At 37.8% G+C, this 24,529-nt stretch carries 21 protein-coding genes and 2 riboswitches; of the genes, 8 read left to right on the forward strand and 13 right to left on the reverse strand.

Going from position 1 to position 24,529, the window contains the following annotated elements; all coding sequences use genetic code 11:
* Nucleotides 1–4: 4 nt before the first annotated feature.
* The 4 genes from IHV11_RS07840 to IHV11_RS07855 all read left to right on the forward strand — a co-directional run bounded on the left by IHV11_RS07840 (nt 5) and on the right by IHV11_RS07855 (nt 7,213).
* Entirely contained in the window at nt 5–643 is a 639-nt protein-coding gene (locus IHV11_RS07840) for an NAD(P)-binding protein (RefSeq protein WP_197194272.1), read from the forward strand.
* 1 nt (nt 644) lies between these two features.
* Nucleotides 645–759: riboswitch (SAM riboswitch) on the forward strand.
* Between the two features lie 64 nt (nt 760–823).
* Nucleotides 824–2,674 carry a bifunctional homocysteine S-methyltransferase/methylenetetrahydrofolate reductase gene (locus IHV11_RS07845; RefSeq protein WP_197194273.1) on the forward strand — a complete coding sequence of 617 codons (1,851 nt, stop codon included), beginning with the start codon at nt 824–826 and terminating at the stop codon, nt 2,672–2,674.
* Nucleotides 2,667–6,119 (forward strand): methionine synthase, encoded by a 3,453-nt coding sequence (gene metH, locus IHV11_RS07850; RefSeq protein ID WP_197194274.1) that lies wholly within the window; start codon nt 2,667–2,669, stop codon nt 6,117–6,119. Before IHV11_RS07845 ends, metH begins: the two co-directional genes overlap by 8 nt.
* 287 nt (nt 6,120–6,406) lie before the next feature.
* Nucleotides 6,407–7,213: a serine hydrolase gene (locus IHV11_RS07855; RefSeq protein ID WP_197194275.1), complete on the forward strand. Its 807-nt coding sequence runs from the start codon at nt 6,407–6,409 to the stop codon at nt 7,211–7,213.
* Nucleotides 7,214–7,257: 44 nt separating this feature from the next.
* On the opposite strand, the gene IHV11_RS07860 is transcribed toward IHV11_RS07855, so the two are convergent.
* Nucleotides 7,258–8,520, reverse strand: coding sequence for a YeeE/YedE family protein (locus IHV11_RS07860; protein ID WP_197194276.1), 1,263 nt, complete (start codon nt 8,518–8,520; stop codon nt 7,258–7,260).
* A gap of 163 nt (nt 8,521–8,683) precedes the next feature.
* On the opposite strand from IHV11_RS07860, the gene IHV11_RS07865 reads away from it, so the two are divergent.
* Nucleotides 8,684–9,328, forward strand: coding sequence for a hypothetical protein (locus tag IHV11_RS07865; RefSeq protein ID WP_197194277.1), 645 nt, complete (start codon nt 8,684–8,686; stop codon nt 9,326–9,328).
* Between the two features lie 153 nt (nt 9,329–9,481).
* On the opposite strand, the gene IHV11_RS07870 is transcribed toward IHV11_RS07865, so the two are convergent.
* The 4 genes from IHV11_RS07870 to IHV11_RS07885 all read right to left on the reverse strand — a co-directional run bounded on the left by IHV11_RS07870 (nt 9,482) and on the right by IHV11_RS07885 (nt 14,327).
* Nucleotides 9,482–9,910, reverse strand: coding sequence for an LAGLIDADG family homing endonuclease (locus IHV11_RS07870; RefSeq protein ID WP_197194278.1), 429 nt, complete (start codon nt 9,908–9,910; stop codon nt 9,482–9,484).
* 215 nt (nt 9,911–10,125) lie between these two features.
* Nucleotides 10,126–11,511, reverse strand: coding sequence for an aldehyde dehydrogenase (locus IHV11_RS07875; RefSeq protein WP_197194950.1), 1,386 nt, complete (start codon nt 11,509–11,511; stop codon nt 10,126–10,128).
* A gap of 224 nt (nt 11,512–11,735) precedes the next feature.
* Nucleotides 11,736–12,161 carry a VOC family protein gene (locus IHV11_RS07880; RefSeq protein WP_197194279.1) on the reverse strand — a complete coding sequence of 142 codons (426 nt, stop codon included), beginning with the start codon at nt 12,159–12,161 and terminating at the stop codon, nt 11,736–11,738.
* Between the two features lie 168 nt (nt 12,162–12,329).
* The gene (locus tag IHV11_RS07885; protein ID WP_370568639.1) at nt 12,330–14,327 is read right to left on the reverse strand and encodes a bifunctional 2',3'-cyclic-nucleotide 2'-phosphodiesterase/3'-nucleotidase; all 1,998 of its coding nucleotides are present in this window, start codon (nt 14,325–14,327) and stop codon (nt 12,330–12,332) included.
* A 361-nt stretch (nt 14,328–14,688) separates the two neighbouring features.
* Between IHV11_RS07885 and IHV11_RS07890 the strand changes: the two genes are divergently transcribed.
* Entirely contained in the window at nt 14,689–14,937 is a 249-nt protein-coding gene (locus IHV11_RS07890) for a hypothetical protein (protein WP_197194280.1), read from the forward strand.
* On the opposite strand, the gene IHV11_RS07895 is transcribed toward IHV11_RS07890, so the two are convergent.
* From IHV11_RS07895 to IHV11_RS07915, 5 genes are all read right to left on the reverse strand, one after another.
* The gene (locus tag IHV11_RS07895; protein ID WP_197194281.1) at nt 14,904–16,208 is read right to left on the reverse strand and encodes a nucleobase:cation symporter-2 family protein; all 1,305 of its coding nucleotides are present in this window, start codon (nt 16,206–16,208) and stop codon (nt 14,904–14,906) included. The genes IHV11_RS07890 and IHV11_RS07895 overlap by 34 nt on opposite strands.
* The gene (locus IHV11_RS07900) at nt 16,205–16,795 is read right to left on the reverse strand and encodes a xanthine phosphoribosyltransferase (protein WP_197194282.1); all 591 of its coding nucleotides are present in this window, start codon (nt 16,793–16,795) and stop codon (nt 16,205–16,207) included. Before IHV11_RS07900 ends, IHV11_RS07895 begins: the two co-directional genes overlap by 4 nt.
* 134 nt (nt 16,796–16,929) lie before the next feature.
* Nucleotides 16,930–17,031: riboswitch (purine riboswitch) on the reverse strand.
* A 62-nt stretch (nt 17,032–17,093) separates the two neighbouring features.
* Entirely contained in the window at nt 17,094–17,810 is a 717-nt protein-coding gene (locus tag IHV11_RS07905; protein ID WP_197194283.1) for a GDSL-type esterase/lipase family protein, read from the reverse strand.
* 182 nt (nt 17,811–17,992) lie between these two features.
* Complete coding sequence (locus IHV11_RS07910) at nt 17,993–18,613, reverse strand: class D sortase (RefSeq protein WP_197194284.1); 621 nt, start codon at nt 18,611–18,613, stop codon at nt 17,993–17,995.
* A complete protein-coding gene (locus IHV11_RS07915; protein ID WP_197194285.1) occupies nt 18,613–19,947 on the reverse strand; it encodes a processed acidic surface protein in 1,335 nt (444 codons plus the stop codon). Before IHV11_RS07915 ends, IHV11_RS07910 begins: the two co-directional genes overlap by 1 nt.
* Nucleotides 19,948–20,178: 231 nt before the next feature.
* Here IHV11_RS07915 and IHV11_RS07920 point away from each other — a divergent pair, with 231 nt between their 5' ends.
* The gene (locus tag IHV11_RS07920) at nt 20,179–20,898 is read left to right on the forward strand and encodes a DsbA family protein (RefSeq protein WP_197194286.1); all 720 of its coding nucleotides are present in this window, start codon (nt 20,179–20,181) and stop codon (nt 20,896–20,898) included.
* A gap of 2 nt (nt 20,899–20,900) precedes the next feature.
* Complete coding sequence (locus IHV11_RS07925; protein WP_197194287.1) at nt 20,901–21,308, forward strand: disulfide oxidoreductase; 408 nt, start codon at nt 20,901–20,903, stop codon at nt 21,306–21,308.
* A 79-nt stretch (nt 21,309–21,387) separates the two neighbouring features.
* Here the strand turns inward: IHV11_RS07925 and IHV11_RS07930 are convergent, their stop codons facing one another.
* The 3 genes from IHV11_RS07930 to IHV11_RS07940 all read right to left on the reverse strand — a co-directional run bounded on the left by IHV11_RS07930 (nt 21,388) and on the right by IHV11_RS07940 (nt 24,493).
* Complete coding sequence (locus IHV11_RS07930; RefSeq protein ID WP_197194288.1) at nt 21,388–22,104, reverse strand: YebC/PmpR family DNA-binding transcriptional regulator; 717 nt, start codon at nt 22,102–22,104, stop codon at nt 21,388–21,390.
* A gap of 115 nt (nt 22,105–22,219) precedes the next feature.
* Complete coding sequence (locus IHV11_RS07935) at nt 22,220–22,909, reverse strand: response regulator (RefSeq protein ID WP_197194289.1); 690 nt, start codon at nt 22,907–22,909, stop codon at nt 22,220–22,222.
* A 12-nt stretch (nt 22,910–22,921) separates the two neighbouring features.
* Nucleotides 22,922–24,493: an ATP-binding protein gene (locus tag IHV11_RS07940; RefSeq protein WP_197194290.1), complete on the reverse strand. Its 1,572-nt coding sequence runs from the start codon at nt 24,491–24,493 to the stop codon at nt 22,922–22,924.
* Between the last annotated feature and the right edge of the window lie 36 nt (nt 24,494–24,529).

Genomic DNA, 24,529 nt, shown 5'->3' on the forward strand with positions numbered 1-24,529 from the left:
TGCTATGTATCCTATTCACATAAATTTGTCTGGTAGAACGGTTGTAGTAGCTGGCGGTGGTCTAGTAGCACATCGTAAAATTAATGATTTATTGAATGAAGAGGCAATAATTACAGTAATCAGCCCAGCAGCTGTTAAAGAAATTCAAGAATGGCATGCTGAACGAAAGCTGACTTGGATCGAAAGAGAAGTGGAACGTGCAGATTTGGAAGAAGCGTTTCTAATCATTGCTGCAACCAATAGTAAAGAGATGAATTCTTGGATTGCAGAACAAACAACTTCGAAACAGCTTGTGAATGTTGTTGACCAACCAGACCTGGGTAACTTTATTGTTCCTAGTGTCGTAAAGAGAGGGAAACTCATTTTATCAGTTTCTACTTCTGGAGCTAGTCCAAGTTTATCTAAATCGATAAAAAAAGAGCTTCAACAAAAATACAGTGAAGACTATGAAACGTATTTAGATTTTTTATTTCAATGTAGATCTATCATTAAGAAGGAATATCCGGAAAAAAATCGAAAAGACTTATTAACAAAGCTAACAGATCGGTCCTTTTTATATAACGAAGAAAAGCAACGCGCGTATAAACAGGAATTAATAAAGAAAATAGATCGCAATTTAGTAAACGAACCAATAAATGAATAAATCCTTATCAAGAGAGGTAGAGGGAGCGGCCCTATGAAACCTCAGCAACCAGCAGCTACTAGCTGAAAAGGTGCTAATTCCTGCAAGTTCAATTCTTGAACTTGTAAAGATAAGAAGACCCCGACGCTCAAAAAGTCTTCTTTTATAGAAGGCTTTTTATTTTTTATATAGGAGGCTGTCATGAGTTTAATCACAGACTTAAAACAAAACAAGATATTAATCGGTGATGGGGCGATGGGAACCCTTCTGTATTCGTACGGATCCGACTTTTGTTACGAAGAGTTAAATCTTTCTCAAGAAGAGCAGATCTATAATATCCATCGTGCTTATTTAGATGCAGGTGCTGATATCATTCAAACCAATACGTATGCAGCGAACTATTCAAAGCTCGAACGCTATGGGCTTCAAGATCACGTAAAAGAGATTAATAAAGCGGCTGTTCAGATCGCCAGAAAAGCTGCTCATAAAGAATATGTTGTAGGTACGATCGGTGGCATACGCGGTATAAAACCAAATAGCATTTCTCTTGATGAGATCAAGCGCAGTTTTCGCGAGCAGCTGTATTGTTTGTTGATGGAGAATGTAGATGGCATCCAATTAGAAACCTATTATGACCTTGAAGAATTAGAAACGGTTTTACAAATTGCTAGAAAAGAAACATCACTTCCGATTATTGCTCAAGTGTCATTACAGGAAGTCGGCTTTATGCAGGACCGCACTCCCATTTCAGAAGCTTTGACCTCTTTAGAGAACATTGGTGCTGATGTTGTGGGATTAAACTGTCGTCTAGGGCCTTATCACATGCTGATGACGCTTGAAGAAGTTGCATTACCAAATAAGGCAATTCTTTCAGCGTTTCCTAATGCATCGCTTCCTTCTTATACAGATGGCCGTTTTAATTATGAGGGGGACGCTGACTATTTTAAAGAATGTGCCCGTTTGTTCAGGCAGCAAGGAGTTCGTCTACTAGGCGGATGTTGTGGTACGACGCCTGCTCATATACATGCCTTCTCTAGTGAACTTAAAAACTTAGAACCTGTAACAGAAAAAGAAGTGAAACAAAGAAAGCGAAAAGTTGTCATACAGACAGCATCAAAATCGAAATATGTACCATTAAGTGAAGTAGTAAAGAAGAAGCAATCCATTATTGTTGAACTAGATCCACCACGTAAATTAGATACGTCACGTTTTATGGAAGGAGCAAAGGCGTTAAAAGAAGCGGGAATCGATGCACTTACCCTCGCTGATAACTCGCTTGCTTCACCCCGTGTTTGTAACTCTGCACTAGGGTCCATTGTGCAGTCCCAACTTAACCTTCGTCCGCTCGTTCATATTACGTGCCGCGATAGAAATTTAATCGGTCTTCAGTCTCATTTGATGGGGCTTCACACGCATGGGATTCATGAAATACTAGCTGTAACTGGAGATCCCGCAAGCGTCGGAGATTTCCCAGGTGCGTCGTCTGTATATGATGTCACTTCATTTGAACTGATCAAGCTCATCAAGCAGTTTAATAAAGGATTATCTCTATCAGGGAAAGAACTTGGCGAAAAAACATCCTTTACGGTCGGAGCGGCTTTTAACCCAAACATCCGGTCCATGGATAAAGCCGTTGAGCGGTTAGAGAAGAAAATCGCATATGGCGCAGATTACTTTATCAGCCAGCCTGTTTTTTCAGAGCAAAGACTAATTGAAACGTATGAGGCTACAAAGCACATTGATAAACCGATCTATATTGGAATCATGCCGTTAACCTCTTCACGAAACGCAGAGTTTCTTCACCATGAAGTTCCTGGCATCAAACTTTCTGATTCTGTACGTGATCGCATGGGCAAGTATAAAGATGATCCACAACAGGCGTGCGAAGAAGGCTTATTGATTGCCAAGTCGTTATTAGACACAGCTATGGAACTCTTTAACGGCATCTATCTGATCACACCATTTATGCGGTACGAGCTAACCGTAGAATTAGCACAATATGCACGAGCTAACCATCCATCACTTTTAACCAGGAGGTCACAGAATGCCTAAGTCATCAATAGAAAAACAGCTAAAATCAAAGATCTTAATCATGGATGGTGCGATGGGAACGATGCTTCAAGAAGCGGAACTCACTCCAGAAGATTTTGGCGGTGAAGCTTATGACGGTTGTAATGAGTATCTAAATGTAACGGCACCTGATGTTATCGAATCCATTCATTATAAATATCTTGAGGCGGGCGCTGATATCATTGAAACGAATACATTCGGGGGCACGAATCTTGTACTGGATGAATACGAACTAGGATATAGAGCATACGAGATCAATAAGCTTGGAGCAGAAATAGCAAGGAAAGCCGCTGATACTGTTTCAACAGAAAAGTGGCCGCGTTTTGTTGCCGGTTCACTCGGACCGACCACAAAAACGCTCAGTGTTACGGGCGGTACGACGTTTGATCTGTTAAGAGATGCATATGCCGAACAAGCACGAGGATTGATTGACGGAGGTGCAGATCTTCTTCTCTTAGAGACAAGCCAAGATATGCTGAATGTAAAAGCTGGCTTTTTAGGGATCGAGCAAGCTATTGAACAAACGGGAAAAAGAATCCCACTGATGGTTTCTGGAACGATTGAACCGATGGGAACCACACTTGCTGGACAGTCGATTGAGGCTTTTTATATATCGTTAAAACACATGAATCCTCTTGCCGTTGGGTTGAACTGCGCAACAGGGCCTGAATTCATGCAAGATCACATTCGCTCTCTATCAAGTCTGTCTACATCAGCAGTGAGCTGTTATCCGAATGCAGGACTACCAGATGAAGAAGGAAATTATCATGAAACACCAGACTCATTGGCTACTAAATTATCTGGGTTTGCAGAAAAAGGATGGCTGAATGTGGTGGGTGGTTGCTGCGGTACTACACCTGCTCATATTAAAGCATTATCAAAAGCTATGAAGAACTATCAACCACGTGACCTGCAAGTAAACGAAACTCATATGGTTTCAGGAATTGAACCATTCATCTATGATGATCCGACGTTAAGACCGATTATGGTAGGAGAAAGAACAAATGTTATCGGATCTCGTAAATTTAAACGGTTGATTGCTGAAGGGGAATTTGAAGAAGCGGCTGAAATTGCAAGGGCTCAAGTAAAAGGCGGTGCTCATGTACTCGACGTTTGTTTAGCTGACCCTGACCGGGATGAATTATGCGACATGGAAGCGTTTATGAAAGAAGCGGTTAAGAAGGTTAAAATTCCCTTTGTTTTCGATTCAACGGATGAAGATGTTATCGAGCTAGCGTTAAAGTATTCACAAGGTAAAGCCATCATCAATTCTATTAATTTAGAAGACGGTGAAGAACGGTTTGAGAAGGTAATCCCGCTTCTTCATAAATATGGAGCGGCAGTCGTTGTCGGAACGATAGATGAAACAGGTATGGGTATATCTGCAGAACGGAAACTGGAAATCGCTAAGAGATCGTATGACCTTTTAGTGAATAACTATAACGTTTCACCTTCAGACATCATATTCGACCCTCTCGTTTTTCCCGTTGGAACGGGTGATGAACAGTATATCGGCTCCGCCAATGCAACAGTTGAAGGAATTCGAATGATCAAGGAGTATTTTCCACAATGCTTAACGATTTTAGGAGTCAGTAACGTATCATTTGGATTGCCACCGGTCGGCCGTGAAGTATTAAATGCTGTATATCTTTATCATTGCACACAAGCGGGACTCGATTATGCCATCGTAAATACCGAAAAGCTTGAACGTTTTGCTTCCATTGCACCGGAAGAAATTGAGATGGCAGAAAATCTATTATTTCGAACAACAGAAAAAGCATTATCTGTTTTTACAGACTTTTATAGAGGAAAGAAGAAAGAAACAAAATCTAAGCTGCCTGATATGAGTTTAGAAGAGCGACTACACTATTATATTTTAGAGGGGACGAAGGAAGGATTAATTCCAGACTTAGAGATCGCACTACAAAAGTATGCTACTCCATTAAGCATCATCAATGGACCATTAATGGATGGCATGAAAGAAGTGGGAAGACTATTCAATGAGAACCAGTTAATCGTTGCAGAAGTCCTGCAAAGTGCAGAAGTCATGAAAGCATCCGTTGCTTATTTGGAACCTTACATGGAAACGAATGATGAATCTGCTTCAAAAGGAAAAGTGTTACTTGCGACAGTTAAGGGTGATGTTCATGACATCGGTAAAAACCTTGTAGACATCATTCTAAGTAACAATGGATTTAAGGTGGTAGACCTAGGGATAAAGGTAACGTCTCAAACGTTAATTGAAGCAATCAAAAAAGAACAACCAAATATTATCGGACTTTCAGGATTGCTTGTAAAATCTGCTCAACAGATGGTGTTAACGGCAAACGATATGAAAGAAGCGAACATTTCAACACCTATTTTGGTTGGCGGTGCTGCATTATCAAGAAAGTTTACAGACACGAAGATATCGAAGGAATACGAAGGAATGGTTCTTTATGCAAAAGATGCGATGGAAGGTCTCTCAATTGCAAATCAGATTCAAACCCCAAAAGAGTTCGATCGACTGGCTGTGGAGTTTGCGGAGAGAAAAAAAACAATAGCTCTAAACTCTGAAATCAATGAAAGCTCTGCAGGGGTTGCAACTGCTGTTAGAGTCCGATCAAAGGTTTCAAGAACTGCTCCCGTTTTTGTTCCGAACGATACGGAAAGACACATTTTAAAAAACTACTCACTCTCACATATTCAGCCTTATATCAATCTACAGATGTTGCTCGGACATCATCTTGGCATAAAAGGTAAAATAACTAGATTGCTACAAGAAAAGGACGAGCGGACCCTTGAAATGAAATCATTGATTGATCTTCTGTTAAAAGAAGCGAAAGAAAAGAATTTGATTCAACCTTCAGCTCTATATCAATTCTTTCCAGCACAAAGTGATGGAGAAAAGATTCTGATCTATGATCCAATTGATCAAAGAACAGTCATAGAAACTTTTGAATTCCCAAGACAAAACAAAGAGCCTTATCTTTGCATTGCAGATTATTTACGGTCAAAAGAAAGCGGGAAAATGGACTATGTTGGATTCTTTTCAGTTACAGCAGGTACAGGTATTCGTGAACTTGCTGCAGAATATAAGAAAGAAGGACGATTTCTTGAGAGTCACGCACTACAAGCTTTAGCTTTAGAAACAGCAGAAGGGTTCGCCGAACTTGTTCACCAACAGATGCGAGATCGCTGGGGCTTTCCTGACTCGGTAGATTTTACAATGAGAGAACGATTTTCCGCTCGTTATCAGGGACAAAGGTTTTCATTCGGTTACCCGGCTTGTCCAGAACTAGAAGATCAGCAAAAGTTATTTAAACTGATACAGCCAGAAGATATTGGTATTCAACTGACGGATGGGTGCATGATGGATCCGGAAGCATCTGTTTCTGCGATTGTTTTTGCTCATCCTGAAGCACGGTATTTTAATGTGTTAAGTTAGAATAAAGCACCTGATTGAAGTTTCAGGTGCTTTACATAGTCATAACTAGTCTAGAACGTATCTCTAAGAGCATAAGCGAGCTGTAAACCAGAGGTGCCGCTTCCGACAATACAAATCTGTTTCTTCAAGATTATCGCTCCTTCTATGTATTTTTTGTTAACAAAACATTGAACTCGTAACGCTCTCAGTCTATTTTTGATTCCGAATTTTGCAAATGAGACTTTTTTTAAAAATTCATATGGGTATAAATTAAAAGAACGCGTGTTGAAGAAAGCGGGGAAGCGGGTATGATTAATCAAATCGAACAGTCATTATCTGAATTATTATCTTCTGGCAAAGGGATGTATGGTTGTTCTTTGTATGATCTTAAAACAAAAGAGAGTTTTGCTTTTCAAGAAAATGAATCCTTCTATGCTGCTAGTATTATAAAGGTTCCTATCATGGCTGCTGTTTTTGCACACGCATATGAAGGAAAGTGCCGTTTAAAGGATAAAATTCAAATTCATGAAGAAGACTTTGTACCTGGCGATGGTATTTTGAAGCATTTATCTGCAGGTATGGAATGGACAATTTATGATCTACTTGTGCTAATGATTATTGAAAGTGATAATACTGCAACTAATGTCTTGATTGATTTAGTAGGTATAGAAAACATAGCATTACATATGACAGGATGGGGATTCAAAACGAGCCAACTGAATCACAAGCTGCAAATTTCACCCGACAGAAAACCTGGTGAATTCAACGTTATAACACCGAATGAAATAAATCAGTTTTTAATCCATTTAGCATCAGGTAGAGTTGTTTCCATGAATGCATGTGACAGGATGATCAAGATTCTTAAACAACAGAAGATGAATGATTTACTTCCGAGTTTACTTCCAAATGAAGAAGGTGCAATTGGAATGATTCCGAATTGGGAAGCAGCTCACAAGACAGGCTATGTTTCAGGGGTGGAACATAATGTAGGATTATTCTATTTTCCAGGTCGTACATACGCAATTTCTATATTGAGTAAAAACGTTCCAAATCGAACTGAATCTAAGCGGATTATGGGGAAAATCGGACAACTACTATTCGAGGTTTCAAGATAAGAAAAAAGCTAATGGATGCTTGTAATCCATTAGCTTTTTCTATATTAACAGATTGAATCTGTAGATTTAGGATTCTTCAATCCGAATAAAGGTCTAATAAACAGTGCTAAAAAGGTGCCGAACATCGCCATTACAGCCCAGACCCAGCCATGAAGACTAAATGATGCAATGCCACCAAAGTATGCCCCAATATTGCAACCGAAAGCTAATCTTGCGCCATATCCCATTAATAGACCACCAACAATAGAAGCACCGGCTACTCCTGGCTTGATTTTTCCAGGCTTAAAAGTTCCTTGAAATGATGCCGAGATAAACGCGCCTAGCATGATACCGAAATTAAGAACACTCGTAGAATCAGTGAGAACACTCTTAGTAAGAGCTTCACCATTAGGTCCAGCAAAATAACCCCAGCTGGAAACATCCACGCCAGTTTCCATTAAGAATTTGCCGCCCCATAGTGCAAATGCTGATGTAATACCCCAAGGATTTCCTCTGATCGTTAATACTAAAGCATTAAGTAAAGCCAGAACAATTGCAGCAGTAAACAACGGCCAAGATCCACGAAGAATCTTTTTCCAACCAACAGTAGTAGGAAGAGGCTTCATCATTGGAGGATTTTTCTTTTTAGAGATTAATATTGTAATCCAATAGATCAATGCAAATAGTGCCATCTGAAGTATCCAAGCACCAAAGTATCCAAAACCAGTTGTTTCTGCAAGGGAAATCGGCTTGAATGATGGTGTTTCTTCCATCCAAAATGTAAAATGATAAGCTCCCAATAATGAGCCTGCAATAAAGGAAAGTAGAGTCAAAACCATTGATGAAGAGCCACCGCCTAATGAATAAAGCGTACCAGATGCACAGCCATTTCCAAGTTGCATACCAATACCAAACAAAAAGGCACCAAAGATTACACTTACACCAACAGGTGAAACGTATCCTTTAGGATCTGTACCAGTAAAACTAAAACCTGTGCTTAAAATGATTGCGAATAATGTGGTTGCAACGGCAAGCATCAGCATATGTGCTTGAAGTCCTTGAACGTTGCCGACTGATACCAATCTACGAAATGCTGAAGTAAAGCCGAATCGTGCATATAGCAATGCTCCACCAAGCGCTAACCCAATTATAAAAAGGCTACCTTGTGTCCAGTTCGCAACTTGAACTGTAAAAAAAAGCAAAATCATTGCTGCAAGGACTCCAAAAATTACGTAAGTCCTTTGCATAGGCTGTAATTTCGCAACAACAGTAGTAGGTTGAAACACTCGTTGTTTATTTGATGAAAGATAAGTCTCTTTTTGTTCCATAACTATAAAACCTCCAAATCCTATGAGTTATGTCGGATTTAAAGCATTATACTATGAATCCATAAATATGAAAAGTTATTTCGATTTATTCCACTATTGTCCATGTCGAAAAAGTGAGATCTTTCATTAAATAATATGAATAGGGATGAAGGGAGACTGCAAAATGGCTAAAAGAAGAAATCACTTTCATAATGACTGTTTTTCATGCGATGATTTGAATAGAGCAGGACTTGGTTCTGGAATCGCAGTAAAAGAAATATCTTTCCAACCGTTAACAACAACGACTACAACTTTTCCAATACTAATAACACTTGATGATGCAGTAACGACAACTGGTATTGAATTTTTGAGAAACGGTGTAGCTTCAGGTTTACAAACTACAACAGGCGGTGTCTATGACATAGCATATTTAATTAGTTCCACAGTTACAACTACAACTGGAGTGGCAAATACACTTTTATTCGAACTTGTTACGAGCACAGGGAGGGTAATTGCAGATTCAACGTCAACTCAATTCTTTCCAGCCGCTTCACCAGCAGGATTTTCAGCGAATACAAATTTGGAGTTAGGGCTGAATGTGAGATTGATGCCAGGTGAATCAGTTTCAATCATCTTACGATCAATTACACCGCTAATTTCTGCAGGGACGATTACAATCAATACAGCATCATTGTTTATTACACCGACACCAACCATTGAAGGGTTTAGAGAAGAGTCATCGAACTGTTGTATCGAATCAAGCATTCATCAATGTAAGAAAAGTAGTTTATTTGGTGGTCAGAGTAATTCGCAGTATAGAATAAGATAATAAAATTTTGCTGCGTCTAGAAGTTGATTTTAAGATGTAGCAATTTACATAGCTTAACATCTGAAATTTTTTCGTTTTTGTCTCACTATCTTAAGTAATCTTTGGTTTTGAGACTTGTTTCATTATGTTTTACATAGTTGCCGAGAATAGATATTATGTTAACAAATTACGAAAATAAAATACATCTATCTCTCTCTTGTTCACACAAAAAAGGGTTGTTGGTTTTTTATGTTCTTTAAGGTTATTGATACTTTTATTGATACTTTCTGCAGAGATAAAAATTCTATAGTTGTGATTGCTGGTTTTTTTAAACACTGGTTCAAAGTCGTATCGTTCAAGTATTAGCTTAAATGACGTCTTAAATTTTTCTGATCCACCAACTAACGTTATTATCTTTCTTTGATAACTAGTATTCCCATCACCATCAAAGAAACGCCTAACAAAATGACTTAAATACTTCTCAGGTACATTGCCATAGATGCTGACCATGTTTTGAAGTAATCTTCGTCTCAACCAACTGCTGTGTGGTTGTCTTTCCCCGTTATGTTGTTGCAGAACACTATTGATATATCTTGCTGTCACATTTGCCTCTAATGGGATCTAATTGCTGGTCATTCCACTCTGAAAACGTTCAATAATGGTATGAATACTCATGGTGCATTTCTTTTTCCGCATGCCAATCAACTCCTTTATTCACTTACTTTTATCAAACCGAACACTTGTTCTCCAGTCGAGTATTTGGCACTTTTGCCCACAAAAAAGACGCTATCTCAAATGATAGCGTCTAGAAATAAGCTTTATTTCATTAACTTTTTAATGATTTTCAAGCCGAGTTTTGCGTTCGGATATCGAAAACTAAAGTCGAATTTATTCGTTTGATTGAGCACACTTTTGTTATGAGAAAACGCAACGAAACTGGACTCACCATGATAACTTCCAATCCCGCTCTCTCCTACTCCACCAAACGGCAGATATGGTGTGGCGATGTGCATCAATGTATCGTTGATCGATCCACCACCAAATGAGATGTTACTCACTACTTTTTCTTCAGTCTCTTTGTTAATTGTAAAAAGGTATAGTGCGAGTGGTTTTGGACGTTCTACAACAAATTCAATCACTTCATCGATGTTTTCATATTCCATGACTGGAAAGATGGGTCCAAAGATTTCATCAGTCATAACAGGTGAAGAAGTGTCAGATGGTGCTATTAAAGTTGGTTCAATCTTTTCACTGATTTCATCGTATCGACCACCGAAAAGTATTTCTCCTTCTGATAAGTAACCTTTTAAACGATTGAAATGACGATCATTTACGATCTTACCAAATTCTTCGTTTTGCAGTGGGTTTTCTCCGTAAAATTCTTTGATTACTTCTTTAAATGTCTCAATGAATGGTTGACGTATGTTTTTGTGTAGATAGATATAGTCTGGTGCTATACATGTTTGTCCAGCGTTCGTGAACTTACCGAACGCTATTCGCTTCGCAGCAAGCTTAAGGTCTGCTGTTTCATCTACAATACAAGGACTCTTGCCACCTAATTCTAATGTGATAGGAATAAGTCTCTTACTTGCTGCTTCCATCACAATTTTACCTACAGGTACGCTGCCTGTGAAGAATATATAATCCAATGGTTGATCGAGCAAGATCTGATTGGTTTCAACTCCGCCTTCTACGACTGCAATAAAGTCAGGATGATAGTATTCTTTGATCAATTCATCCAATAGTTTTGACGTTTGTGGCGTAAGTTCGGATGGTTTTAAAATAGCCGTATTACCAGCTGCGATAGCACCGATTAATGGAGCAAGTTGCAGTTGGAATGGATAGTTCCAGGGTGCGATGATTAATGTGACGCCATAAGGTTCGGCGATGGTATACCCTTTTGAGCCAATATGGGTTTTTGCTGTTTTTACTTTTTTAGGTTCCATCCATTTTTTGAGATGTTTTTGAGTGTGACGAATCTCTTCTAATAAAAAGCCGATCTCCGTTGTATAGGCTTCTGCTTCAGATTTATTTAAATCTGTCTTTAATGCATGAAGAATCTTCGCTTCGTTGTTTCTAACAAGCTTTGAAAGGTTGTTTAAAGCTTTCATACGGAAATCATATGATCGAGTTACGCCGCTTCGAAAGTAAGTTCTTTGAGCATGTACAAGTTTATCAATTGATTCCTTTGTGCTATCTTTCATCGTGTTTGGCTGATTCAAGCTTTACGCCTCCTACAACATAAAATTAAGTGTTTAAACTTATGAACATGTATTAGTGAAATCACTATAATATGTTTATGATAGGTAGTCAATCATTTTGACTTTCTCATTTATTATAATGATACATTACTAAAATAACCTTTAAAAAAGAGAACTAAACAAAAAGACCCTCTCCATGTAAAAGAAAGGGTCTGCTTAATTTGTATTTAGTCTTGAGGAATTGCAGAAACTTGCCACTCTACACCATATTTATCTGTTACTTGGCCATATGATGGACTCCAGAATGTTTCTTGTAAAGGCATTGTAACTTTACCCTCTTTAGAGAGTTTCTCAAAAACTTGTTTGGATGAATCCACTGAATCGATTTGAATCGCGATGGTTACTTGATTTCCAATCGTATAAGGCATCCCTGGAAAATTATCAGAAAGCATCATAACAGTATCGCCTACTTTAAATTGAGCGTTCATTACGCGGTCCTTTGCTTCTTCTGGAAGTGGATGATTAGGATCCTCTGGCATCTCTCCGAACGTTTGAAGTGAGATAAGCTCTGCGTTAAAAGCGTCTACATAAAACTCTACTGCTTCTTTTCCGTTTCCATTTGTTACTACATAAGGATTCACTGCTACAATCATTTTTTAGCACCTCATCGTCTCATTTTTTCGACACAAGAACATTTGTTCGTTTTTATTGTATCAAACTTTATTTATCTTTGCTACAATTTTTATATTTCTACTAAAACTGATTTACACCTTCTTTTCCATATAAAAAAAGAGAACCATTTAGGCTCTCTTTCCTCTTCTTTATTTTAGATCAATACTATAAATTCCAAATCCGTTTGCGTCTGTTTTGTTCGTATATTGAATCTTACCTGTCTCACTCGTATATTTTTGACCGTTCGGTGACGATAAGAACGTTACGTTAGCATTTCCACTAATCGGAGCAATCGACCAGTTGTTGTCCGCAGTTGGCGTGATCTCTTTCATCTCTGTAATGTAATCCATTAAGATCTGACGGTTCTCATCAGCAGAGTCAACTATATATTCGCTGCCTTTTACACCTGGGAAGTTTCCGCCGCCACCCGCTCTGTAATTGTTTGTTACTACGATGAAATCTTGGTTAGGATCAACTGCTTTTCCGTCGTACGATAGATTTACGATACGATTGCTATTAGCGTTAATCACTGCTCCGTTTTTATCATACTTAGGAGCTTTTGTTACATCGACTTGATAATTAACACCGTCGATTACGTCAAAGTTATAAACAGGGAAACCTGCATCTAAGAGTTCTTGTGCTTCTGTTTTGTTAGGATCGATCGTCTTAAATTTACCAGCGGACATTTCTAACCACTCTTTTACAACAGATCCTTTTACTTTAAGTGCTTTTAACGTGTTGTCATAAAGGTAGAGGTCACCTGCACTGCGAATCGTTAGTGGTCCTTTTTGAATCTCAGTAAATTCACTAACGCCATTTCTTCCTGCTTTAAATGGTGCTCCAACGGAAAGAATTTGAATATCTTTGTATTCTGGTTTGTTTAACGAGATGTATTTTTCTACGTACCATTTCTGAGCATTCGTTACGACTTGAACAGATGGGTCATCTTGAACGAGTGCAAAGAAGCTATGAATATCGTCTGTCGTTGAACCGATTGGTGTGTTTACGTACTTGATCGTTGCATCATGTACATTTTTTACAGTCTTCACCACTTTTTCGTCTGGTTTAACGGTAGCTGCACTTCTAACTGAAGACTGAGAAGAAACGACTTTCCATCTTCCACGATCTTGTTGAAGGGTTAAGTCGATCAGACCAAGTGATCCTCCGCCATATCCTGCTTGTACAGCTGGCACACCGTTAATCGTACCTTTCGCATTATCAATCCCAGGAAGAACATTGCCCTTAGCATCTTTAAATAACGCATCTAATGATTTCTCATCAGCTGCTGGGAATATTTTATGTGTATGTGAGAATGTGATGGCACTGATCCCTTTTACTTTGCTGAGGGAATAGATAACATCTTCTGTGTTCGCTTCACTTCCGTTAAAGCCAGAGTGAGCTTGTGCGATGATAATATCTGCACCTTTTTTCTTCATCTGCGGGATAAACTTTTCTGCACTTTCAATGATATTCTTCGTAATTACTTTCCCATCAAGGTGTGATTTATCCCATTCGTTAATCTGTGGTGGCACGAAACCAATATAACCAATTTTCAAAAGCTTCGGTCCGCCGTATTCATCTCTAACGAATTTCTTTACAATTTTGTATGGTGAGTATTTGTTTACATCATTTTTAGGATTATTATCATGATCATCCACGTACACGTTAGCGTTTACAAAAGGAAAGTTAGCATCATCGTACGTTTCTGCTAAAAAGTCGAGGCCGTAATTGAACTCATGGTTACCGAGTGTTGCCATATCATAATCCATTAGATTCATAGCTGCGATGGCCGGATGAACTTCCCCGTCTTTTAATGGAGCGATCTTTGCTTTATATGTGCCGAGTGGTGTACCTTGAATGAGGTCTCCGTTATCAACTAACACACTGTTCTGACTGTACTTTAAATCTTCTCGAGCTGTTTTAACAAGTGTAGCTGTCTTTGCTAGCCCAACGTTTTCAGATGCTGCATTTTTGTAATAATCGAAGTTAAGTAGGTTTGTATGAATATCTGTTGTTTCCATGATTCTGAGGTTAACTTTACTTTTGTGTTTTGCTGGCATTTTAGCGATGGCTTGGCCAGCTAAAGGTGAACTTAATAGACTGATAGCTAAAGTAAGTGAAGCTACTTTCTTAACATTTTTATTCACAACAATAACCCCTTTATTTCATATGATTGAGACTAACTGGTCAGATCAAGGAGGATCGTCTGCTACTTCGAATATATGCCTCCTGTAGTTACGTGCCTTTAGAAGCATCTTCCACTTCAATCAGCTGTGGATGAGGCGAAAAACAAAAGCTATTTCAAAGCAACTTACTTGAATTATCCGAAAATCCTAACATTTTGGTCCCAAGGAAGATTATAATCTTCCTTTTCTGATAATGCTAGCTTGTTTTTTCAAGATTCTGTGCATTTCTACACAACGTGTATCTTTTCATCGTATAAATATAGTATAGTAATTTTGTATCATCCATTAACTTCCATCTAGTGAATTGAAAGGAATGAAGAAAATGGCAAAATCAAAAGCAAAGAAAATGAGAGAAAAACGCGTTCGTGCAGGTAAACGAAATCCTATTCTGGAAAGAAGTGCTTTTGCACATCCCGAGATGTATAATTTGATGACATCGAAGAGAACAAAATCGAAAAAGGAAAAATTAGACCACATCAAACATAAAAAGCGGCTATCATCCACTGGTTTCAGTGAGGATCATAGCCGCTTCTTCGTTTATACCGCTTCCTTCTGGCTTTTTTGCACGTGAGAAACGATCACTTTTTTAGACTTGGTGTTAAATAAAAGATTTAATGTAACAGCCATCAAACTTCCAGCTACGATTCCATTTTCTGTGAGAATCTGAATACTCTCAGGAAGACTTTTGAAAAGTTCAGGTTCAACCGTTACGCCTAATCCCATACCTACGGAACAAGCAATAATGAGAAGATTTTCTTGTTTGGCAAGGTTTACTTCACTGAGCATTTTGATACCTGATGCAAACACCATCCCAAACATGGCAACCATCGCTCCGCCCATAACGGCTGTTGGGATTAATGTTGTAAGTGCAGCAACTTTTGGCATCAAACCTAGGAAGATTAACATACCTCCTGCAACATATATCACCTGCTTTGCTTTAACGCCAGATAACTGAACAAGTCCGACGTTCTGTGAATAGGTCGTATAAGGAAATGCGTTAAAGATTCCACCTAATATAATAGCAAGTCCTTCCCCTCGATATCCTTTTGTTAAGTCTTTCGGTGTTAAATCTCTATCACATATCTTACCTAAAGCCATAAACACCCCTGTAGACTCAATCAAACTTACGATTGCAACTAAAATCATTGTGATGATCGCACCAATTTCAAAGGTTGGAACTCCAAAATAAAAGGGTTTTGGCATATGAACCCATGAGGCCTCCATGACTGGTGTGAAATTCACTAAACCGAGAAATGATGAAGCAACAGTTCCGGCAATTAGACCTATTAGAATAGATACGGATCGAATGAACCCTTTAGAAAAACGATATAAAAGAAGGATGAATGCTAAAACGCCAAAAGAAAGAATTAAGTTTTGTGGTGAGCCAAAGTTTTCGCTTCCCGCTCCACCCGCCATGTCTTTGATCGCGACTGGAATTAAAGTTATTCCAATTATCGTAACTACGGTGCCGGTAACGATTGGAGGAAACAGCTTAAGAATTTTTCCGAACGCTCCAGCAAAAATAACAACGAACAAACCTGCCGCAATAATAGAACCATAAATGGCACTCATCCCATACTGTCCACCAATCGCAATCATTGGCCCTACAGCTGTAAACGTACAACCTAAAACAACAGGAAGACCTACTCCAAAGAAACGATTCTGCCAAACTTGTATAAGAGTAGCTAATCCACATGTTAGAAGATCGATGGCAACTAAATAAGCTAGTTGTTCAGGAGATAATTTTAAAGCACTTCCTACGATTAGTGGTACGATAACCGCTCCTGCATACATTGCTAGAACGTGTTGTATACCTAGAGAAACCACTTTACCCTTCTTCATGAAGACATCACCTCAGATTGGATGAACGTTATCCCATTTGTGTTCATTTCTTTAACTCTTGCGATCGATTCAACACGATATCCTTTTTCCTCAAGTTTTTGACGACCGACTTGAAACGATTTTTCGATTACGATCCCAAAACCGGCTATTGTAGCATCTGCTTGGTTAACCAGTTCTACCAGACCAAGAGCTGCTTCACCGTGTGCTAAAAAGTCATCGATGATCAGCACTTTGTCACCTGGTTGGATAAATTTCTTTGCAACGGAAATCTCGTTCTGCTCTTGTTTTGTGAAAGAATAAACACTTGATGTTAATAGTCCTTCTGTTAAGGTTAACGATTTCTTTTTACGAGCAAAAACAACAGGAACGGAAAGTTTTAATCCTGCGAAAACAGCAGGTGCTATACCGGACGATTCGATCGTTACTATTTTTGTTATTCCTTCACTGATAAAACGATCCGCTAATTCATTACCAATTTGAACCATGAGTTCAGGATCAATCTGATGATTCAAAAACGAGTCTACTTTTAAAACGGACGAGGATAAAACAATACCTTCATCACAAATTTTCTTTTCTAAAAAATTCATTTTTCCACCTCAAACTTTTTTATTAAATACAAAAAACCGGAGAACTCCTTCTCTCTGATCGAGTGAAGCAATTCTCCGGTATAACAAAATCGGAACACATAAATAGCCCAATACATCTTGAAATACAAAATGCATGGAAAGTTTGCGTCACTCGTAGTCAAACCCTTAACGGGGGCTTGGTAGAAACTTGCAGGCCATATCCCTGCGATTATACGAGCTTTATGAAGTTAACTCACATTATACGATAAAGGTCTGAAAATGAAAACCTCTTTATGTGACTTTACTTTAATGAAGTGACTTATTTATAATCCGTACTTTGTCGGATGGTTTCGTAAACTCTTTTTCCGATTAACGCATAGCCCTTTTCGTTAGGATGAAGTTTGTCCGAGAAATAATTACGTTTATTTTTGTCGATAAAAAGGTCATCAGTGCGTATATAAGCAGTATTTTTATTTTTCTTCGTAACTTCTATTGTGGATTGATTCCAATTTGATACGGCTTCGTTAACGACAGACATATCACTCCATTCAGCTTTAGGGTTATAGATACCTAATATATAAATGGTCTTCGGGTACTCTTGATTTTGTAGATTTTGAATGATTTGGTTCAAATTTTCTTTATAGATATCCTCGTTGGCTGCTAGCTCTTCTTTGTTAAATTTGGTCAATAAATCCGTACTTTTCAAAAAATCATTCGTACCTATATTTATAAAAATCACATCTGAGCTTTTAGCTGTTTTTGCTATCTCAGGATTACTCAGCCGCTTAAGTAGATCTGTGCTGGTATCATTTGGAACTCCAAAGTCATGTACAACGAGGTGTTTGTTTAAATCTTCTTCATACCGCTCTTCCACATCTCCTATATACCCATTATCCTTTGTATCACCTAATCCGTAAGCGAGTGAATCTCCAAGAGCCGTTACTTCCATTTCTTTTGAGTTAAAGGAGTATACGCCAAAAGCAACGCCTAACACGACAATCATACACGCTGCTACAATCAATGATATTTTCTTCATGTTTCAACCTCCGACTTTCTAGTTGTTTATTCTAAGTATGTATCAGGGGGGATTTCTTTAGACCCTTTGGGATTATTGGTATCCATACCTGTTTTAATTAACTTTTAAACAAAAGATGTACACACTTCTTGCAAAATGGACTAAAAAAAGACAACATAAATAGTTCATGTTGTCTAAGTAGATTATGTTAACTTTTGTGATATCAAATCTGCTACAAGAATATAGCGCTCAGGTGATGCACCAATAAAATTAAAGGGATAGCACGTTGAAACAGTTAATGTTGCTCTTGGTTTAGGTACAATTACAGTTCTGTCATCTTTGTCTACGATACGCACATTCCGAATTTTATAGGTAAAGGTTCCCGCTGACGTTTTCACAATCAGCGTATCCCCCTTTCCTACTTCACCAAGCTTTCGAAAAACAGTATCTCGGTGTCCAGATAGAACAGCATTGTCTTGTTCTCCTGGTAATACACTTTTCTCGAAATGACCAACACCTCTTTCTAATTCTTCTTCATCTGTTCCATGAAAAATAGGAAGTGTAGCATTTAATTTTGGTATGAGTAGGTTACCAATATTCTCACCTTTTTTCGGTCTTACCGAATAGAGTGTTTCCTCCTGATCAGAATGCTTCATGTGTATTTTGGATGGCTTTTCTGAACTCTTTCCTGTCTGGCTCGTTTGAAAGAGCATGTATCCTTTAATAAATGTATAAGCGTTTGTAGTACTAAACCAAAAACCAAGCAATATTAAAACAAGTGAAAAAATAAGAAGTGTCGTTCGAATGCTACTTCTCGTTTTCATTAGATCCCTTTTACCCGAAATCTTCTAAATAAGAATATTCCTGCTGCTAAAATACCTAGACCCATTAAAGTATTCTCTAAATGGTTTGTTGCGGTTGTTGGAAGTTTTCCGCCTTTCACTGTTTTTACAGGTGGACTCGCTTTAGTCGGAGTTGCAGAGACAATCTTTTCAACTTTTTGAATATCTTTACCTGTTTCTTGAATCATTTCAGAGCCAAACATTTCAGCTGTGATACGAATATCAGCTAATAACTCACCATTTAGATTATAAATTTCCATGATAAGATCATTTCCATTTGTCGTTTCCATCGTCATCAATGTATCCATCGACACAGCTTGTTTTTGTCCATCTACAATTAGATAGTATTTTGTTTCAAGTTGTAACAGCTGCTTCATCTCAGAAAAGATGGATAATAGTTCAGCAACTTGTTCAGAAGTAAGTTCGTCTGCAGTTTCAAAATCATCAAATGCCATCATTCTTTCTGCAAGTACCATCATTTGATCAAGAAATGCTGGATCTTCCCAATTAAGAGTTTCCATATGAGTTAAAAGCTTCTCTATTTCTTCCTCTGTTAAACCAATCTCTGTAAATAGATCCTCGATATCATCACCCATATAGTCATCGCCATTTATATAGAAATCAACGGCTCCTTCAAGATCTTCAATGTATTCGTAATTTTCTCTTGCATCATCATTTTCTTTTAATAAAGCGTCCAGTTCCGCAAGAGAAGCTAAGTTGTAATCTCTTAATAATTGTTGAAGATTTTCATCATTAATAAGAGTTCCTTCCCAATCATCTCCATTGATATAATAATCAACAGACCATTCTAGGTGTTCGATATATTCATAGTTGTCACGTGAATCATCGTTCTCTTTTAATAAAGCATCCAGTTCTTCAATGGATTTTAAATCGTAATCACTTAATAACTTTTGAAGATTAATGTCATCTATAGGTGTGCCGATCATAAAATCAACTTCCTCAAACAATTCCTCTTCAAAGATAATATAAGTTCCGTCAAGAACGTCTTGTCCTTCTTCTATATTTCCATATTCAACAAGAAGTTCATTGAGTCTATCACGACTGATGGCAAACTCTTTTAACACTGCTTGAACACCTTTTTCTGATAAGGGTGTACCAAGTTCATCGACAGAATCAAAATCTCTTAATGCCCACTCTTTACTGTCTAGATAAGCAACAAAATCCTTTGAGTTCCAACCAATCTCTTGTAAGAACGCTTTATACTCTTTGTCGTTTGCATTTATTGCGAACGCTGACAACGGCAAGATGCCGAGGCTAATCGTAATAGCCAATAAGAAAGTTACAACCTTTTTCATCCCTGACCCCCAGAAAACTAGTTTAATATAATTTCTAGAAAATTATACTGCCAAAATCTGCTTTTGCATACAAGTTTTTTTAGAATTAGTTTTTGTAACCTTAAGGTGCTATGCATAATCAAAAAGACATAAAAACATAATGTTCGATATTTCTTCATTGTAAATACCGTCAACTTTGTTTACGATAAAAGTAACTTCTTTTTATTTAGTAAAAATTCTACGAGGTGAACAATGGGTAAACAAAAAAAGAATAAGGCTTATGTAAACAGCTCAAAGAAAAAGAACAACTCTTCTCCTGTTTGGCTTTTTTGGACGATTGGTATTTTGACTCTAGGATTGATCATTTTTCTGTTCAGCGGTGCACTTGATAATAATGATACGTCCACAGCTGATATATCCTATGAAAACCAGCCTTACTTAGGTGAGAAAGATGCGACAGTTAACATTGTTGAATTTGGAGATTACAAGTGTCCCGCATGTAAAAACTTTAATGAGTCATTCTTCCCGCTTATTGATAAAGAACTGATTCAAACAGGAAAAGTGAAATTTTATTTTTTAAACTATCCGTTTATTAATGTAGATTCTGAACGCTCAGCTATATTTGCGGAATCTGTTTATAAGGAATTAGGAAATGAAACGTTTTGGAAGTTTCATAAGACGCTATATGAAAAGCAACCTGACGATCAGAGTCTAGAACGACAGGACATCTTTACAGAGAAATTCTTAACAGAAACACTTGGTGAAGTAACTTCAGAAGAAGATGTTAAGAAAGTTACTGAAACATGGGAGAACAAGGACAATGAAAAAGCGCTGAAAACAGATGAAGCACTTGTAAATGACCTTGGTGTAACGAGTACGCCAACATTGTTTGTAAATGGTAAAAAGTTTGAAGGTACCTCTTTAGAAGATTTAAAGGAAATGGTTGATGATGCTTCAAAGGAGAGTAAATAAAGGTGGGTAATAAACCTTTATTGATCGCTTGGCTTGCTTCGATCGTTTCCATGGTAGGAAGTCTGTTTTTTAGTGAAGTCATGAAGTTTGTTCCATGTAATTTTTGCTGGTATCAACGCATTTTGATGTATCCATTAGTCATTCTTCTAGGTGTTGCCTTTTATCAACAAGATCATAAAGTCACACGTTATGTCCTTCCTTTATCCATTTTGGGCATCATCGTTTCAGGCTATCATTATGCTCTTCAAAAAATTCCTGCACTAAAAGCTTTTGAAGTGTGTACATCTGGTGTTCCATGTTCAGGTCAGTATATCAACTGGCTAGGATTCATCACGATTCCACTCCTTTCGTTCGTTGGATTTACGATCATCACGATCTGTATGTTATGGATGAGAAAGCAATCGAATTAATCGGTTGCTTTTTCTTTTTGCTCTGACAATAAAAAAGAGCCAGTCCTGTAATAGGAACTGACCCTTCATTTATATAGAATTATTGTAAATCAACGTTATGATACACTTGCTGCACGTCTTCTAGATCTTCTAAAGCATCGATCAATTTCTCAAATTGACTTTGTGATTCTTCAGTGAGTTCCACATCGTTTTGTGCGAGCATCGTTAGTTCTGCTACTGAAAACTCTGTAATACCCACATTCTTAAATGCTTCTTGTACAGCATGAAACTGATCAGGTTCAGCATAAACAATAACAGATTCATCCTCTTCGATTACATCTCGAACATCTAGGTCTGCTTTCATCAACAGCTCCAATACGTCATCAGCAGACTTTCCTTCTAGACCAATTACAGCGGTTGCATCGAACATGTATGATACTGCACCAGAAACACCCATGTTTCCATTATTTTTATTAAAAGCAGAACGAACTTCCGCTACTGTACGATTTACATTATTCGTCAAGGTATCCACTATAATCATCGATCCGTTCGGACCAAAACCTTCATAACGAAGCTCGTCATAGTTCTCATCGGATCCGCCTTTCGCTTTTTCAATCGCACGGTCGATGATGTTTTTAGGAACGCTATATGTTTTTGCTCGTTCTAAAACGACTTTTAAAGACTGATTGGATTCTGGATCAGGCTCTCCTTGTTTTGCAGCCACATAGATTTCACGACCGAACTTTGCATAAATACGGCTCGTATTTGCGTCTTTTGATGCTTTTTTCTCTTTAATATTATTCCATTTACGTCCCATATTGTTCACTCTCTTTCAACTTTAAATCTATGTAGAACATTATACATCAACTTAACTAATTTTTAGTAGTATAAGAATCAAAACAAAAGCAACCCGATAAACAGGTCGCTCTATACTATAGTCCATATTTATAGATTCTTTCTGGTCTGCCTACACCCCCATAAGTGATGTCCGCTTTTGCTTTTTGTTCTGAAACGAGGTATTCAAGGTATCTCCTTGCCGTTGTTCGACTAACTCCGGTACGCTGTCCAAGATCTTCTGCAGTAAAGCCTTTTTGATGGTGCATCAATATGGACAAGATCTTTTCAAGTGTAATAGGATCGATTCCTTTAGGGAGTAAGTATGGTTCTATCTCGACCTTCTCGCGTTTTAATAAAGAATCGATCATATTTTGATTGACTTCTTTATCCGCTGACAGTTGAGAGATAGATCGCTTATAATCGGTAAATTGTAATAAAGTATCTTTAAACCGCTGAAAGATGACGGGCTTTACTATGTAATCAAAAATCCCATCTTCAAGAGCAACCTTTAGCGTTTTCACCTCTGTTGCCGCTGTTACCATGATGACTTCGATCCCTCGAAATTCACTCCTAATCCATCTTAGTAGATCTAGTCCATTCATATCTGGAAAATAAATATCTAAGATTACTAAGTCAGGTCTTAAAATCGAAATCTGTTCTTTTGCCTCTTCCTCGTTTAATGCTATGCCACATACCGAAAAACCTTCTACTTTTTCAACGAATTTTTTGTTGATCTCGGCAATTCGAATGTCGTCTTCAACGATAAAAACTTCCCATGAACTCATGATGTCTTTCCTCTATTCTTTTGGGATTATTACAGTGAAAAGCGTTGTTCCCGCTTTTGTTCTCTCAAAAAAGATATGACCGTCTAATACTTCCACAGCTTGGTTGATTAGATATAAACCATAGCCGCGATCCTGTCCTTTTGTAGAGAATCCCTTTTTATATAACATATTAGCGATATCTTCAGGAATTCCTTCTCCATTATCTTCAATTTCAATGATCAGCTGTTCTCCAAAATCAGAAAGATTGATTGTTACTATTGGGTCATATGTTCCTGACTCTATTACAGCTTCCATGCTATTATCTATTAGATTACCTATGATCGTAACTAGTAATTGTCTGTCGATCGAGTCTGGAATATCTTTTAGGTGACTTGAAGGATCAATCGAAAATTCTACTCTTAGCTCATTCGAACTATTGAACTTACCAATTAATAGACCGCCTATATAAGGATCAGAAATATGCTTCATAATAAATTGTGTAAAATGATGATGAACATTTGATTCTTTTGTAATAATATCTTGTGCCTCCTGATAAGAACCCAGTTGAATAAGTCCGGATATTAAATACAGTTTATTTGAGAATTCATGAGTTTGAGCTCTTAAGCCTTCACTATAGCTTTTCACTTGCGCGAGTTCTTCACTTAATCGATAAAGCTCATCTCTGTTTCTAAATGTCGCTACCGCCCCAATGACTTGATTATGATCATCTAGTATTGGAATACGATTCACGATAACTTTCGTGTTTCCGAGTTTCATCTGTTCGTCAAATTCATTTCTTCCAGAAGCAATAACATCAAGTAATCTTGTATTCGGAATAGCTTTTAACACATTTTCACCTAATAACCTCTCACTTTCTGTTTGTAGCATCTGAAGTGCAGTGTGATTGGCAAGGGTTATTTCACCTTCTCGATTAACAGCAATGACCCCTTCTCTAATCGCTTCCAAGATCGCGCTTTTTTCTTTGTATAACAATCCGATCTCTTTTGGTTCTAATCCATGGGTGGCTCTTTTTACTCCTTTTGCAATCAGTACAGAACCGAGTGTTCCTAGCAACAAAGTAATCGTACCTATAATGATTATTTTTATTTTATACGGCCAAATGTCCTTTTTGATCTGATCAGTTAGAAAACCCACTGATACCAATCCAATGATTTCGCCGTCATTATTTATAACGGGTGATTTTCCTCGTACAGCTGGACCAAGTGAGCCTGTTGCTTCAGTGATACTCGGTTCACCAGATAGAGCTTTTTGGTTGTCACCACCAACCATCTTCTTACCGATTCGTTCTATGATGGGGTGTGAATAACGAACACCTTCTTTGTTTCCAACTACGATGTAATGAGCCCTTGTTTTCTTTCTGATTTTCTCTGCATAAGGCTGGATCAATTTAGAGGGATCATCACTTTCAAACGCATCAATAACAAGTGGATTGTTACTTACTGCATAAGAAACACTTAGTGCCCTCTCCCCAATTTGACTCTTCATCGTGTCTTCAAACATATTCTGAAAGATAAGTGCTAAAATCGTGACCACAATAAAAATTAGGGAACAGCTGATGAGAATTAATTTTGTTTGCAGTTTCATAGTTTCCCTCCGTAAAAATAGAAAAGACTTTCTTAG

The sequence above is a fragment of the Fictibacillus sp. 26RED30 genome (assembly GCF_015903845.1).
In the GTDB taxonomy this organism is placed as follows: Bacteria; Bacillota; Bacilli; order Bacillales; family Fictibacillaceae; genus Fictibacillus; species Fictibacillus phosphorivorans.

What these genes read in the sequence shown, in the direction of transcription:
- IHV11_RS07840 (WP_197194272.1), top strand. Translation starts at nt 5, where the DNA reads ATGTATCCTATTCACATAAATTTGTCTGGTAGAACGGTTGTAGTAGCT.
- IHV11_RS07845 (WP_197194273.1), top strand. Translation starts at nt 824, where the DNA reads ATGAGTTTAATCACAGACTTAAAACAAAACAAGATATTAATCGGTGAT.
- metH (WP_197194274.1), top strand. Translation starts at nt 2,667, where the DNA reads ATGCCTAAGTCATCAATAGAAAAACAGCTAAAATCAAAGATCTTAATC.
- IHV11_RS07855 (WP_197194275.1), top strand. Translation starts at nt 6,407, where the DNA reads ATGATTAATCAAATCGAACAGTCATTATCTGAATTATTATCTTCTGGC.
- IHV11_RS07860 (WP_197194276.1), bottom strand. Translation starts at nt 8,520, where the DNA reads ATGGAACAAAAAGAGACTTATCTTTCATCAAATAAACAACGAGTGTTT.
- IHV11_RS07865 (WP_197194277.1), top strand. Translation starts at nt 8,684, where the DNA reads ATGGCTAAAAGAAGAAATCACTTTCATAATGACTGTTTTTCATGCGAT.
- IHV11_RS07875 (WP_197194950.1), bottom strand. Translation starts at nt 11,511, where the DNA reads ATGAAAGATAGCACAAAGGAATCAATTGATAAACTTGTACATGCTCAA.
- IHV11_RS07880 (WP_197194279.1), bottom strand. Translation starts at nt 12,161, where the DNA reads ATGATTGTAGCAGTGAATCCTTATGTAGTAACAAATGGAAACGGAAAA.
- IHV11_RS07890 (WP_197194280.1), top strand. Translation starts at nt 14,689, where the DNA reads ATGGCAAAATCAAAAGCAAAGAAAATGAGAGAAAAACGCGTTCGTGCA.
- IHV11_RS07895 (WP_197194281.1), bottom strand. Translation starts at nt 16,208, where the DNA reads ATGAAGAAGGGTAAAGTGGTTTCTCTAGGTATACAACACGTTCTAGCA.
- IHV11_RS07900 (WP_197194282.1), bottom strand. Translation starts at nt 16,795, where the DNA reads ATGAATTTTTTAGAAAAGAAAATTTGTGATGAAGGTATTGTTTTATCC.
- IHV11_RS07905 (WP_197194283.1), bottom strand. Translation starts at nt 17,810, where the DNA reads ATGAAGAAAATATCATTGATTGTAGCAGCGTGTATGATTGTCGTGTTA.
- IHV11_RS07910 (WP_197194284.1), bottom strand. Translation starts at nt 18,613, where the DNA reads ATGAAAACGAGAAGTAGCATTCGAACGACACTTCTTATTTTTTCACTT.
- IHV11_RS07915 (WP_197194285.1), bottom strand. Translation starts at nt 19,947, where the DNA reads ATGAAAAAGGTTGTAACTTTCTTATTGGCTATTACGATTAGCCTCGGC.
- IHV11_RS07920 (WP_197194286.1), top strand. Translation starts at nt 20,179, where the DNA reads ATGGGTAAACAAAAAAAGAATAAGGCTTATGTAAACAGCTCAAAGAAA.
- IHV11_RS07930 (WP_197194288.1), bottom strand. Translation starts at nt 22,104, where the DNA reads ATGGGACGTAAATGGAATAATATTAAAGAGAAAAAAGCATCAAAAGAC.
- IHV11_RS07935 (WP_197194289.1), bottom strand. Translation starts at nt 22,909, where the DNA reads ATGAGTTCATGGGAAGTTTTTATCGTTGAAGACGACATTCGAATTGCC.
- IHV11_RS07940 (WP_197194290.1), bottom strand. Translation starts at nt 24,493, where the DNA reads ATGAAACTGCAAACAAAATTAATTCTCATCAGCTGTTCCCTAATTTTT.